Origin of the sequence: Pseudoclavibacter sp. CFCC 14310, assembly GCF_008831165.1 — a bacterium.
GTDB lineage: Bacteria > Actinomycetota > Actinomycetes > Actinomycetales > Microbacteriaceae > Pseudoclavibacter_A.
On the sequence record NZ_WBKC01000004.1, the window covers coordinates 144,259 to 157,133 of the forward strand.

At 65.9% G+C, this 12,875-nt stretch carries 12 protein-coding genes and 3 tRNA genes; 7 read left to right on the forward strand and 8 right to left on the reverse strand.

The window, feature by feature from the left end; genetic code table 11:
* Window position 1: 1 nt before the first annotated feature.
* The gene (gene ppa, locus F8O06_RS10255; RefSeq protein ID WP_158030697.1) at window positions 2-493 is read left to right on the forward strand and encodes an inorganic diphosphatase; all 492 of its coding nucleotides are present in this window, start codon (window positions 2-4) and stop codon (window positions 491-493) included.
* A gap of 92 nt (window positions 494-585) precedes the next feature.
* Here ppa and F8O06_RS10260 read toward each other — a convergent pair whose 3' ends face one another.
* On the reverse strand, window positions 586-1,932 hold the full coding sequence (locus F8O06_RS10260; RefSeq protein ID WP_158038482.1) for a M23 family metallopeptidase: 1,347 nt from the start codon (window positions 1,930-1,932) through the stop codon (window positions 586-588).
* Window positions 1,933-2,059: 127 nt separating this feature from the next.
* Between F8O06_RS10260 and F8O06_RS10265 the strand changes: the two genes are divergently transcribed.
* The 5 genes from F8O06_RS10265 to F8O06_RS10285 all read left to right on the forward strand — a co-directional run bounded on the left by F8O06_RS10265 (window position 2,060) and on the right by F8O06_RS10285 (window position 3,906).
* Complete coding sequence (locus F8O06_RS10265) at window positions 2,060-2,863, forward strand: FadR/GntR family transcriptional regulator (RefSeq protein ID WP_192496920.1); 804 nt, start codon at window positions 2,060-2,062, stop codon at window positions 2,861-2,863.
* 109 nt (window positions 2,864-2,972) lie between these two features.
* Window positions 2,973-3,045 (forward strand) — tRNA-Glu (locus F8O06_RS10270).
* A gap of 58 nt (window positions 3,046-3,103) precedes the next feature.
* A tRNA-Asp gene (locus F8O06_RS10275) sits at window positions 3,104-3,177 on the forward strand.
* Window positions 3,178-3,244: 67 nt separating this feature from the next.
* Window positions 3,245-3,320: transfer RNA gene (locus tag F8O06_RS10280), tRNA-Phe, on the forward strand.
* Between the two features lie 106 nt (window positions 3,321-3,426).
* Window positions 3,427-3,906 carry a MarR family winged helix-turn-helix transcriptional regulator gene (locus F8O06_RS10285; RefSeq protein WP_158038484.1) on the forward strand — a complete coding sequence of 160 codons (480 nt, stop codon included), beginning with the start codon at window positions 3,427-3,429 and terminating at the stop codon, window positions 3,904-3,906.
* A 72-nt stretch (window positions 3,907-3,978) separates the two neighbouring features.
* Here F8O06_RS10285 and F8O06_RS10290 read toward each other — a convergent pair whose 3' ends face one another.
* The 3 genes from F8O06_RS10290 to F8O06_RS10300 all read right to left on the reverse strand — a co-directional run bounded on the left by F8O06_RS10290 (window position 3,979) and on the right by F8O06_RS10300 (window position 8,579).
* A complete protein-coding gene (locus F8O06_RS10290; protein ID WP_158038485.1) occupies window positions 3,979-4,182 on the reverse strand; it encodes a cold-shock protein in 204 nt (67 codons plus the stop codon).
* A 188-nt stretch (window positions 4,183-4,370) separates the two neighbouring features.
* The gene (locus F8O06_RS10295) at window positions 4,371-5,282 is read right to left on the reverse strand and encodes a neutral zinc metallopeptidase (protein WP_158038486.1); all 912 of its coding nucleotides are present in this window, start codon (window positions 5,280-5,282) and stop codon (window positions 4,371-4,373) included.
* A 9-nt stretch (window positions 5,283-5,291) separates the two neighbouring features.
* Window positions 5,292-8,579 (reverse strand): efflux RND transporter permease subunit, encoded by a 3,288-nt coding sequence (locus F8O06_RS10300; RefSeq protein ID WP_158038487.1) that lies wholly within the window; start codon window positions 8,577-8,579, stop codon window positions 5,292-5,294.
* Window positions 8,580-8,767: 188 nt separating this feature from the next.
* On the opposite strand from F8O06_RS10300, the gene F8O06_RS10305 reads away from it, so the two are divergent.
* The gene (locus F8O06_RS10305) at window positions 8,768-8,959 is read left to right on the forward strand and encodes a DUF3073 domain-containing protein (protein ID WP_158030690.1); all 192 of its coding nucleotides are present in this window, start codon (window positions 8,768-8,770) and stop codon (window positions 8,957-8,959) included.
* A gap of 148 nt (window positions 8,960-9,107) precedes the next feature.
* On the opposite strand, the gene purM is transcribed toward F8O06_RS10305, so the two are convergent.
* From purM to F8O06_RS10325, 4 genes are all read right to left on the reverse strand, one after another.
* Window positions 9,108-10,211, reverse strand: coding sequence for a phosphoribosylformylglycinamidine cyclo-ligase (gene purM, locus F8O06_RS10310; protein WP_158038488.1), 1,104 nt, complete (start codon window positions 10,209-10,211; stop codon window positions 9,108-9,110).
* An 84-nt stretch (window positions 10,212-10,295) separates the two neighbouring features.
* Complete coding sequence (purF, locus tag F8O06_RS10315; RefSeq protein WP_158030688.1) at window positions 10,296-11,867, reverse strand: amidophosphoribosyltransferase; 1,572 nt, start codon at window positions 11,865-11,867, stop codon at window positions 10,296-10,298.
* 2 nt (window positions 11,868-11,869) lie between these two features.
* Window positions 11,870-12,361 carry a hypothetical protein gene (locus tag F8O06_RS10320; protein WP_158038489.1) on the reverse strand — a complete coding sequence of 164 codons (492 nt, stop codon included), beginning with the start codon at window positions 12,359-12,361 and terminating at the stop codon, window positions 11,870-11,872.
* A 14-nt stretch (window positions 12,362-12,375) separates the two neighbouring features.
* Entirely contained in the window at window positions 12,376-12,834 is a 459-nt protein-coding gene (locus F8O06_RS10325; RefSeq protein WP_192496943.1) for a sterol carrier family protein, read from the reverse strand.
* Between the last annotated feature and the right edge of the window lie 41 nt (window positions 12,835-12,875).

Below are 12,875 nucleotides of genomic sequence, written 5' to 3' on the forward strand. Positions count from 1 at the left end.
CATGGCAATCTACGACGCAATCATCGAGATCCCCGCTGGTTCACGCAACAAGTACGAGGTCGACCACGAGACCGGCCGCGTCTTTCTCGACCGCGTGCTCTTCACCAACTTCGTCTACCCCACCGACTACGGTTTCTTCGAGAACACGCTCGGTCAGGACGGCGATCCGGTCGACGTGCTGGTGCTCACCGAGATCCCGGTGTTCCCCGGGGTCGGCGTCAAGGTTCGTCCGGTCGGCATGCTGAACATGAAAGACGAGGCGGGCATCGACACCAAGGTCATCGCCGTGCCGAAGGATCCGCGTTTCGACCACATCCAGGACATCGACGATGTGCCCCAGGAGCTCAAGGATCGCATCGAGCACTTCTTCGCTCACTACAAGGACCTCGAGAAGGGCAAAGAGGTCACGCTGGGCGGCTGGGAGGGCGTCGAGGCCGCCGAGCGCGAGGTTCAGGAGGGCTTCGATCGGCTGAAGGCCGAAGAGGCGAAGTAGTCTGCCGCATCGCAAAGCTCAGGGCCCGACCGCCGTGTGAACTCACACGTGCGGTCGGGCCCTGAGTCATCTCATCGGCATGACGAGTTCGATCAGTGGCTGGCCATCCACGTCACCGGGTTGACCGTGTTGCCTGCGGTCTTCCACATGGGGCTGCCGTAGCCGATCGATCCGATATGTATCTCGAAGTGCAGATGCGCGCCGGTCGAGGCGCCCGTGTTGCCGCTGGCGCCCAGATTCTGCCCCTTGCTGACCCGCTGGCCGTTCGAGACGCCGATGCGGCTGAGATGGAAGTAGCGCGCGATGATGGTCTGCCCACCGACCACTGAGCGCACGTCGACGTAGTTGCCCATCGACGAGCCGAACCCTGCGCCAACGATCGTGCCGTCGGCAATGGCGAGAATCGGAGTGCCCTGCGGCACGGCGAAGTCAGTGCCGTAGTGGAACCGCGGCTCGTGATAGATCGGGTGCATGCGCATGCCGTAGCCGCTGGAGCCCTTCAGATACGGCAGTGGGAAGCCGATCGCGCTGCTGGGGCTCGGAGCGGGCGAGCCTCCACCGCCGCCGCCCGACGGACGGGAGCCGCCTGCCGGCGCCGGCGCGTACGAACCATCGGAGTCGTTTCCTCCCGAGGCCGCAGCCGCTGCAGCCGCCTGCGCAGCTGCAATCGCCTTCGCACGAGCCTCGGCCTCGGCCTGCACCCCGGCAGCCCGCTGCTGCTGCAGCTCTGCGGTCTCTCCCTGCAGCGCCGAGAGCTGAGCCGTCAGTTCGCCAGCGTGCGTCTGCTGCTCTTTCAGCGTGCTGTCGACCTGCTGCTGCGCCTGTTGGGCCTGCTGCGACTTCGCAGCGGCGTCGTCGGCCAAATCCTGAAGCTGCGTGAGCGCGGCGTCAGACTGGTTCTTCAACGATTCGGCGGTCTTCGCATCGGCGATCGCAGAACGGTATGTCTCATCGCTGCTCTCACCGAATCGCCCCATCACTCCGAGCTGATACAGCACTTCGTCGGCACCGTCGCCGGAGAGATAGATGTTCATGCTCGCATTGGTGCCGCCGCTGCGGTACAGCTGCGCGATGCTCGCCCCGGCAGCGCGCTTCGACTCGTCGGCGCGTGCCTGAGCGTTGAGCTGCTGCACTCGGAGCGTGTCGTACGTCGACTGCTGATCTGCCACCTGCTGCAGTGCGGCGTCTGCCGCGGCCTGAGCGGAGTCGACGGCGGCCTGAGCGGAGTCGAGCTGACCGTTCAGATCCGAGATGAGTCCCTGAACGCGAGCGATCTCACTCTGCTTCGCCTGTTCGTTGTTCTTAGCGTTGTTGATGTCATCCCACGACGGATAGTTCGCAGCCTGACTCGGAGCCACCGGGGCGACCAGACTCTGTCCCCCGACCAGAGCCACGGAAAGTGCCGTGCCGATGACGACTCGACGCAGTGCGCGCATCATGCTCCCTTCACGTAGACCTTCGCCAGCCTACACGGCACACCTGCGCGCGTCTGGGAGGCCACCACGATTCGTTCGCGCAATATCAGCGGTTCTAGACTGGTTACTCAGGAACCTATTGAGGAGCAGCATGCCGACCACAGGATCGAAACGGGCCGCGCGAGTCATCTCCTGGCTTCGCGAGCAGGTCACCAGCGGAGCATGGCCGATCGGCACGAAGATCCCCACCGAACCAGAGCTCACTGAGCAGCTCGGCGTCGGGCGCAGCACAGTCCGCGAGGCGGTGCGCGCGCTGGCCAGCCTGGGCATTCTCGAGACTGCTCCCGGCCGAGGCACCTTCGTCCGGTCGAGCAGCCCGGTAAGCGCCGTACTCACCGACTACTTGGGAGAGAAAGAGATCTCGGACGTGCTCGGCATCCGCCGCACTCTCGAGATCGAGGCGGCCCGAAAGGCCGCCCTCGACCTGAGCGACGAGCACATCGACGCCCTGCGCCGCGCCCTCGAGGAGGAGCGCGAACACGTTCAAAGCGGCCACACCGAGGCACTCGACCCACCGGGGCCGTTTCATGTCGCGCTGGTGCAGGCCAGCGGCAACCCACTGCTGACCGAGCTCTATCAGGGGCTCGCACATGCGGTGAAGCTCGGCATCCGCGACGGCAAAGTCAAGTCATCGCCTGCAGACGAGAAGCTGCGCGATCACGAGCGCATCTTCGAAGCAGTGGTGAAGCACGATCTCGTCGAGGCGGTTCACGCGGCCAACGATCACGGTGATCGAGATCTCGTCGTGGTTCCCAGCGACGGCGAGACGAGTGACAACGGCAGCTCTGCGGCCTCGCCCGCCGAGCCCCCTGCTGTGTATCGGCGCATCGACACCCGCCGAGGCGGCTCGCTCTCACCGGTGCGCATCTTCCGCGCTCCGGACGATGCACGCTAGGCTCGCGACACACCCCGCCGACGAATCCGTTTTGCACTCGGCGTCGGAATTCCGTAATGTATGACGTCGGTACTGCGGGTTCGGAAACATCAGAAACGCCAGAACAAGCGGCCCCATCGTCTAGTGGCCTAGGACACTGCCCTTTCACGGCGGTAACACGGGTTCGAATCCCGTTGGGGTCACAAAGCGGTGCCGGCAGCATGATATAGTTCCACAGGCAGTATCGGCAGTACACTGCATGGCCCTGTAGCGCAGTTGGTTAGCGCGCCGCCCTGTCACGGCGGAGGTCGCGGGTTCAAGTCCCGTCAGGGTCGCTTCGGCGACAGGAGCCCTTCCTTTTGGAAGGGCTCTTTCACCGATCGGGCCGTGTGAGCGCGCCCCGGCTCTGTAGCTCAGTTGGTAGAGCGCACGACTGAAAATCGTGAGGTCACGGGATCGACGCCCGTCGGAGCCACCACATTCCTCCTGCGCCTATATCTTCCTTTCACACCCTCATCGCTCGATCCCCTTCAGGGCCGCCCAGAATTCGTTGTAGCAGCAAGTTATGCTGCTACAATCGGCACATGACCGAACCTCGCTGGCTTTCCCCGATCGAGCTCAACGCGTGGATGCGTTTCGAGGCCGTCGTCGAGCTCATGCCCGGGGCACTCGACTCACAGCTGCAGCGCGACGCGCAGCTCACGCACTTCGACTACCTGGTGCTCGCCAAACTCTCTGAGCGCGACGATCGTGCCATGCGCATGACGCAGCTCGCTGCCTCGACGAACTCCACACTGCCCCGGCTCTCGCATGTGGTCTCGAGACTGGAGCGTCGCGGCTTCGTCGAGCGTTCCTCGTGCGACACCGATCGCCGTGTCACGATCGCCCGCCTGACCGACGCAGGGTGGGACAAAGTCGTCGCCTCGGCGCCCGGTCATGTCGAGAACGTGCGCGCGACGGTCTTCGATCAGCTCACTGCCGAGCAGGTCGTGCAGCTCGACCAGATCTGCTCGCGTCTGCTCTCCAAGCTCGACCCGGACAACCGACTCGAAGTGCAGCGCTGACCTGGGCATGAAAAAGCCCCGCACAGAGTGCGGGGCCAGGTCAGGTGCGTTCAGAGCGCCGACTGACGAATCTCAGATGGTGCGAATGTTCTCTGCCTGCAGCCCCTTGGGGCCCTGCACGACCTCGAACTCGACCTTCTGGTTCTCGTCGAGCGAGCGGAAGCCCTCAGACTGGATGTTCTTGTAGTGAGCGAACACGTCTGCGCTGCCGTCGTCAGGCGAGATGAATCCGTAGCCCTTTTCAGCGTTGAACCACTTCACGGTACCGGTTGCCATATCACTGCTCTTTCTTGCTGTTGCGCCGAGACTCTCACGACGACTTGTGCGGTGTTGCTTTGCACTCCGACAGAACAGTTGGGCCGGCGATGAGCAGCCCGACCTGCGGTACGGCGATCAAACAAAAACCTCGTGACCAAGTGTAGACGGATTCGCCGTCGACGCGCGGAGTCCGGTGACCGGCTGCCTCAGAGCTGTCGGTCGGGCACATCGAAGATCTGCAGGCATTTCTGCGGCCCCTGCTGCATGCCAGCCGTGAACCAGCGCTGACGCATCTCAGACGAGCCATGCGTCCAGGAATCCGGGTCGGCGTGGCCTTGTGCCTGCTCCTGGATGTGATCGTCGCCGACGGATGCTGCGGCGTTGAGCGCATCGGCCACCTGTGCCGAGGTGGGTGGCTCCAGATACGCCTGACCGTTCTCGTCTCGAGTCGTGGAGGCGGCTCCGACCCAGCTTCCGGCGAAGCAGTCGGCCTGCAGCTCAGTGCGCACCGAGCCTCCGGTTCTGCCGACGTCTTGTGTACGCTGCGAGGTCAGCAGGCCGCCCAGCTGCTGGATGTGGTGGCCCCACTCATGCGCCACGATGTAGAGCTGAGAGAGCGACCCCCCACTGGCGCCGTACTGCGAGCGCAGCACCTGGAAGAACGACGTGTCGATGTAGATCGTCTCGTCAGCGGGGCAGTAGAACGGCCCCGTCGACGACGTGGCACTGCCGCATCCCGTCGACGTCGCACCCGAGAAGAGCTGCATGTCAGGATCGTGATACGTGCCGCGCACATCCAACTGCGGGTACTCGTCTTTCCAGTACGCCGAGATGGAGCTCGCCGCACCGACCATGCGACAGTCGTCGCGCGCGTTGGCGTCGGCGCCGGTCAGACAGTCGTCGATCGGCGCCGAACTGCCGTCAGTCGTGCGAATCTGGCCGCCGTACTGGCCGGTGGCCGATTCGAGCGTGCCCGGGTCGATGCCGGTCAGCTGTGAGATCACGAACACCAGCAGCAGAACCACCAGCCCGCCTCCACCCGCGATGGCGGTGCCCCGAGCGCCCGACGATCGGCGCACATGAGACGGGTCGAGCTTGGCGTTGGGGTTGAAAGTCATGCCACCAGTCTAGGCAGGCGCACTCTCGGTCGAGGCCTCCGCCGACAGCCGTCGTGACCGCGCCCGGTCACGACGATCGCGGTGCCCTTCGACCGCCCAGTAGAGCACCGGCAGCACGATGAGCGTCAGCAGAGTCGACGACACCAGGCCGCCGATCACCACGAGCGCCAGCGGCTGCGAGATGAATCCGGCATGCCCGGTGATGCCGAGGGCCATGGGCACAAGTGCGAACACCGTGGCCGCAGCGGTCATCAGAATCGGCCGCAGACGACGAGAGGCGCCTTCGACGATCGCTTCGAGCGTGCCCACGCCCTTGGCCCTGAACTGGTTGACCAGGTCGATGAGCACAATCGCGTTGGTGACCACGATGCCCACAAGCATCAGCAGCCCGACCAGAGAGGCCGCCCCCAGCGGCGTGCCGCTGATCAGCAGGGCGGCAAGCGCGCCTGTCGCGGCGAACGGAATTGAGACCAGCAGCAGCAGCGGCTGTCGCAGCGATTTGAACGTCGCCACCATGATCACGTAGACGATGAGCACTGCGGCGAGCAGAGCGAGGCCCAGACTGCTGAACGCCGACGCCTGATCGCTGAGCACCCCGCCGATCGATGCGGTGACGCCAGCGGGCAGCTGGGTGTCATCCAGCAGCTTCGTCACTCCTGCAGAGACGGTGTTGAGCGACTCGCCTGCCGGGGTGATCGTCACCGTCGCCGAACGGCTGCCCCGCACCGAGCTGATCGACTGCGGCACCTGCTGCGTCTGCACGTCGGCGAGCGCGTCGAGGCGAACCGTGCCGGTGGGCGTCGTCACCGGCAGTGCCCGCAGTTCGTCTGCGGTCTTGGGCTGCTCGTCGCTGCGCACCACCACCGACACGTCTTTCGAGTCGATCGTCACCTTCGCAACCTGCTGGGGGTTCATCGCCGGGGCGAGGGTCTGGACGATCTGAGATTCGGTCATGCCGTGCTCCGCCGCACGCTGACGGTCGACGGCGACATGCAGCGTGTCAATCGTCGAACTCAGGCTGCTCGTGACCTCGGCCACGTCGTCGATTTCGCGTGCTCCCGAGACCAGCTGATTCGCAGCGTCCTCAAGGCGCTGGTCGTCAGGTGCCTCGACGTCGATCGCGATGTCGTTCGAGACTCCGGCGCCACCCGACGTCGACAGCGAGAGATCGTCGGCGTCAGGCTGGGCGTTCAGCGCGTCACGCAGTTTCTGCTGCACCTTGGCGGCATCGGCCCCGTCGGCGAACGCCACTTGGAACAATGTGCTCTGCCCCGCACCGCCGCCGGCGAACGAGGCCATGCTGATACCGCCGGAGCTGCCGACAGTGGTCGAGACGGTCTGCACGCCGTCGACGTCGCGCAGCGCCTGCTCGACCGGCAGCGCACGCTGCGTCGCACTCTCGAGGCTCGTGCCCGGCCTGAGCGCCTGTGAGATGCTCGCCGTGTTCTGCCCCGAGTCGCCGATGAAGTTGGTCTGCATGAGCGGCGTCAGCGCCAGCGTGACGCCCAAGACGACGACCGCACCGACCAGCGTGAGCGCGGGATGCCGCAGCGTGCCGCGCAGCACCGGCTCGTACCAGCGTTGGAGGCGGGTGCGGGGCTCGTCTGCGAGCGCGTCGGTCGCTCCGAGCGTACGCTGACGACGCCGCGACTCCCCACGCGGCAGCGCGTCGCCTTCCCCTTCCCCTTCGCCCACCGAGGCATCCGACTCTTTGGGCCCCCGGAGCAGCCAGTAGGCCAGCACCGGCACGATGGTCAGCGACACCAGCAGCGAGGCGATCAGTGCGATGACCACGGTGAACGCGAACGGTTTGAAGAGCTCGCCGACCAGGCCGGTGACGAACCCGACCGGCAGGAACACAGCCGCGGTGGTGAGCGTCGACGCGGTGATCGCGCCGGCCACCTCGCGCACACCGTGCAGGATCACCGCCGACTTGCGCTCGCCCCGTTCCAGGGCGAGATGACGGTTGATGTTCTCGATCACCACGATCGAGTCGTCGACGACTCGGCCGATCGCGATCGTCAGCGCGCCGAGCGTCAGCACGTTCAGCGAGTACCCGGCGGCTTCGATGCCGATGAACGTCACGAGCAGCGAGGTCGGGATCGAGATTGCGGTGACCAGCGTCGAGCGCACCGAGAGCAGGAAGAGCAGGATGACCACGATCGCGAAGGCCAGCCCCAGCAGCCCCTCGGTTGTCAGCGACTCGATCGACTGCTCGATCGACGGCGCCTGGTCGTACATCACTGAGAGGGTGATGTCGTTGCCGACCTTCGCCTGCAGCTCGTCCACCTGAGCGTTGATCTGCTTCGACACCTCGACGGTGTTGCCGGTCGGGCGCTTCGTCACCTGAATGGTCACGGCCGGCTGACCGTCGACTCTGCTGATGCCGGTGACCGGCGCCTCGGTCAGCGTGACCTGGGCGACGTCTCCCAGCCGCACGGGCGCAATCGCAGCGGACTGCGCCGCCCCACCGGCGGCAGTGGCGCCTTGGCTCGCACCAGCGCTGGCAGACTGACCAGCAGCACCGGCGGCAGACTGGCTCGCACCACCGGCGGCAGGCAGCAGCGGCAGCGCCGCCAGGTCGTCTGTCGAGGCGAACGAGTCGCCGACGCGCACTGAGAGATCTCGGTCTCCTTCAGTGATGCTGCCGGCACCGCCGACGGTGCCGTTGGCAGCGAGCGCCTGCGAGATCGAAGCTGCGGTCAGCCCGTGCTGGGCCAGCTCGGTCTGGTCGGGCACCACCCGAACCTCGCGACTGCCCCCGCCGACCACCGTGGCCGAGGCGACGCCGTCAACGTGTTCGAGATCGTTGGTCACTGTGGAGCGCAGCCGCTCAGCAATGTCGACCGGCGCAACCTGCGACGAGGCGGCCGAGAGCATGATCACCGGCAGATCGTCCGTCGAACCGGTCGCGATGATCGGATCGAGGTCTTTCGGCAGCTGGCTCGAGATGCGGTTGACCGCCTGCTGCACCTTCTGCTCGGCACCGACGCGATCGGTGCCGAAGGCGAACTTGGCCGTCACCATCGAAACCCCGGTGCTCGACGTCGACGACGTCGACTCGATGCCTTCGACGCTCTGCACCGCGGCTTCGATCGGTGCGCTGATCTGCGCATCGACCACATCTGGGGCGTCGCCCGGGCTCGACGACTGCACGACCACCATGGGCAGCTCGATGCTCGGCATGAGCTCCTGTCGAGCGCCGGTCATCGAGAACACGCCGAAGAAGGCGACCACGATGGTGATCAGCGCGATCAGCGCTCGGTTACGCATGCTGAGAGCAGTCAGTCGTGACATGTTTCCTTACCTGACGGGTTCCGGGAGTCGGGCCGCTTGGTGCATTGTTTCACACCTGTTTGAGAGGTTCGGCCAGGCCGCATCGGCCACAGCCGTGATAGACTTGCGGCCAGCATGTGCGCAATCCACGTGACAGTGGTCGTACGCGCCGTCTTAACGAATCATGACAGTGACAGGAGGTCTCGTTCATGGGACGCGGCCGCCAGAAGGCGAAACACACCAAAGTCGCCCGGGAACTCAAATACAACGTTCCTGCAACTGACTACGAGGCTCTCGAGCGAGAGCTGCGCAGCCGTGCTCATCACGACGAGGGCTCCAGCGAAGACTGGAGCGAGTACCACTACCCCGCCGACGACGAGCGCGACGAAGACGAACGCTGAGTTCCGAGCGCTGAGCAGAGCACTGCGCTCGCTCCTGCACACCCCTGTTCTCTCACACTCACACTGAGCGTCGAACGCTGCCAGAACGCGGCGTGGTGCAGGCGCCGAGCCGCGATGCTGCGTCGACAGCACGCGGCTCGCCCCGAGCTCAGCTGGCGAAGTCTCCGACGAGACGAACACCGCCCGCATGCACGCCCTTCGCACCGACGGTGAATCCGTCAGCCGCCAGATCGCGCTGGGCATCGCTGACCACACCGGCCTGCCAGGTCGGGATGCCCAGCTGAACGAAGGCCTGCTGCACGGCTTCGGCGCGATCGGCCTCGACCAAAGCCACCATGCCGATGCCCAGGTTCCAGGTGTCTTCGACCTCGCCCAGTGCGAAGCCTCCCAAATCGGCGAGCACGCGGAAGACCTGCGGAGGCTGCCAGGTCGAGCGATCGAGTTCGAGCCACAGACCGGCGGGCAGCACCCGAGCGATGTTCGCCGCGATGCCTCCACCGGTGATGTGGCTGAGCATGTGCACCGCACCCTTGGTCGTTGGGTTCTCGAGCACGCTCACCACCGGCCCGGCGTAGAGACGCGTGGGCTCGAGCAGCTCTTCGCCCACTGAGCGTGAGAAGTCTGCGATCGACGAGGTGTAGTCAAGCTCTGCATCGGCGAGCACGCGTCGAACGAGCGAGTAGCCGTTCGAGTGCAGGCCGCTCGAGGCCAGAGCGAGCACGACATCCCCCGAACGCACCCGCGAAGGGTCGAGGCGCAGCTCGAAGTCGACCGCCCCCACGGCGGCGCCCGCAAGGTCGTACTCGTCGGGCCCCAGCAGATCGGGATGCTCCGCGACCTCCCCGCCGACCAGCGACGTGCCCGTCTCGGCACAGGCGCGTGCGATCGAGCCGACGATCTCGGCGATGCGCTCGGGAATCACCCGCCCGGTGGCGACGTAGTCGGTCATGAACAGCGGCTTCGCCCCGACCACGACGATGTCGTCGACCACCATGCCGACGAGATCCTGGCCGATGGTGTCGTGCTTGTCGATCGCCTGAGCGATCGCGACCTTGGTGCCGACGCCGTCAGTCGACGTGGCCAGCACGGGATGGTCGAACTCTTTCAGCGCCGACACGTCGAACATGCCGGCGAAGCCGCCGACCCCGCCGATCACCTGAGGGCCGTGGGTTGCCTGAACCGCCGCCTTCATCAGTTCGACGGCGCGATCGCCGGCCTCGGTGTCGACTCCGGACTGCGCGTAGAGGCTCACAGGTTCTCCTTGGTGCTCTCGATGATGGGATCGCTGGTCGGTGCTGGATGGTGTCGGTGCGGGATGCGGCAGGGCTCGATCGAGTCAGCGTTTCGGGGTCGAGAGCGCGCCGTGCGTAATGCCGCTCTGCCCGCTCACCAGCCGGTCGAGCTCGGAGTCGGGGCCGGGATTGCAGGCTGCCGGGGCCTTCGCTCCTGCCTGCTCGAGCAGGTCTTTGCCCAGCTCGTCGTCGCTCGGCAGCTCGATCGGGTACTGCCCAGTGAAGCACGCGGTGCACAGCTCGCTCTCGGGCTGCTGCGAGGCCTCGATCATGCCGTCTTTGCTCAGGTAGCCCAGTGAGTCGGCGCCGATCATGCTGCGGATCTCTTCGACCGAGGCGCCTGACGCGATCAGCTCGGCACGCGAGGCGAAGTCGATGCCGTAGAAGCACGGCCAGGTGATCGGCGGAGACGAAATGCGCACGTGCACTTCGGCGGCACCGGCCTCGCGAAGCATCGCCACCAGCGCACGCTGGGTGTTTCCTCGCACGATCGAGTCGTCGATCACGACCAGACGCTTGCCTCGGATCACCTCGCGCAGAGGATTCAGCTTCAGACGGATGCCGCGCTGACGGATCGTCTGAGACGGCTGGATGAACGTGCGCCCGACATAGGCGTTCTTGACGAGACCCTGCCCATAGGGAATGCCCGACTGCTGCGAGTAGCCGATCGCCGCCGGCGTTCCCGAATCGGGAGTGGGAATCACGAGGTCGGCTTCGACAGGATACTCACGCGCCAGCGCTTTGCCCATGTCGATGCGCGATGCGTTGACCGAGCGGCCGTGAATCGTGGTGTCGGGACGCGCCAGGTAGACGTATTCGAAGACGCATCCAGCTCGTTTCGTCTGCGCGAAGCGCTGACTGCGGATGCCGCTCTCGTTGATCGCGAGCAGCTCGCCCGGCTCGACCTCGCGCACGAACGAGGCGCCGACGATGTCGAGCGCGGCGGTCTCGCTGGCCACCACCCACCCATGGTCGAGTCGGCCGAGCACCAGCGGGCGCACGCCCTGCGGGTCGCGTGCGGCGTAGAGCGTGTGCTCGTCCATGAAGGCAAGGCAGAACGCCCCACGCACCTTCGGCAGAATCTGCATCGCGGTGGCTTCAAGAGTGTGGTCGGCGTCACCGCTGAGCAGTGCGGTGAGCACTGCGGTGTCGGTGGTGTTCCCATGCGAGAGCTCGCCGAACGTCTGGTCGGGATGCAGGTCGTGCAGCAGCCGAAGCAGCTCGGCGGTGTTCGTCAGGTTGCCGTTGTGGCCCAGTGCGATCGTGCCGTTGGCGGTCTTGCCGAGCGTCGGCTGAGCGTTCGCCCACGTCGAGCGGCCGGTCGTCGAGTATCGGTTGTGCCCGACCGCGATGTGCCCGGTGAGCGTGTTGAGCGATGACTCATCGAAGACCTGCGAGACCAGACCCATGTCTTTGTAGACCATGATCTGCTCGCCGTCGGAGGTCGCAATGCCAGCCGACTCGGTGCCGCGGTGCTGCAGGGCGAAGAGACCGAAGTACGTGAGCTTGGCCACCTCTTCGTCAGGCGCCCAGACTCCGAAGACACCGCATTCATCCTGCGGCCCCTTCTCGTTCGGCAGAAGGTCGTGGTTGAGCATGCCGTCACCGCGAGCCACGGTCACTCCTTGTCTTCTCCACCCGAGGCGGAGTTCGTGCGGTCTTCAGACGAGGCGTCGGCTCCCCCGTCAGACGCCTCAGCGTCAATTGTCGCACCGGCACCCCGGGCGAGGCCACCCCCAGCGGGAGATTCGGAGGCGGGCGCGGCCACGGCATCCGCCGCAGCCTCTTCGCCGTCACTCGTGAACTTCTCGTGCACAGCGCTGGCCAGGCGGGCCCGGCGCGCCATCACACGGTCGAGCACGAGGGCGATCACGAGCATGACCAAGGCGCAGACCACGGCGAGCGTCAGCCCCAGCAGCAGGAAGGCCTGCATCGGGCTGATCTGTCGCGTCGGGTCACCGTCGTCTGCCGGGTCACGCGGCTGTGCCATCGCGATCAGCGAAACGACTGCAGAGATCACCAGGCCGATGACCGCTCCGAACATCGCGAACGTCAGATATTTGGGTGCCTGGCGCACCTGCACCTGCACCTCTTGGGTCTCTCGCCTCACCCAGACACCCTATCTCACTTGTGCGGCTGCCCTCTGCGCACCCGATGCAGACCGGGAATCGGCAGCATGCCGTCGAGATGCGCCCGGGCGCCGGAGGCATCGACCAGACCGGACGACAACGCCTCGGACCAGAGCAGCCGGCCGCTCGCGAGCGCCAGCCAGGTCGCCGCATCGGTCTCGATGACGTTCGGCGGCGTGCCTCTCGTGTGCCGCGGCCCCTCGATGCACTGCACAGCGCCGTACGGCGGCACCCGCACCTCGACCGAATGGCCCGGGTGGTCGTCGGCGAGTGTCTGCAGCGTGAACCGCACGGCCGTCGCGATCGTCGCACGGGGAGCCGCGATCGTGCCCCGCTCGTTAGCGCCCTCGCCTGCGGGCTCGACCGGCGCATCCGCATCGCCCTCGCCCGCGCTCAGGCCGGCCAGCGCCGCATCGAACGCACTGATGCCGTCGCGTTCTTCGATTCTCTTCATCGCCACGGGGCGATTCTACGGGTCGGCTTCGGTAGGCTGGG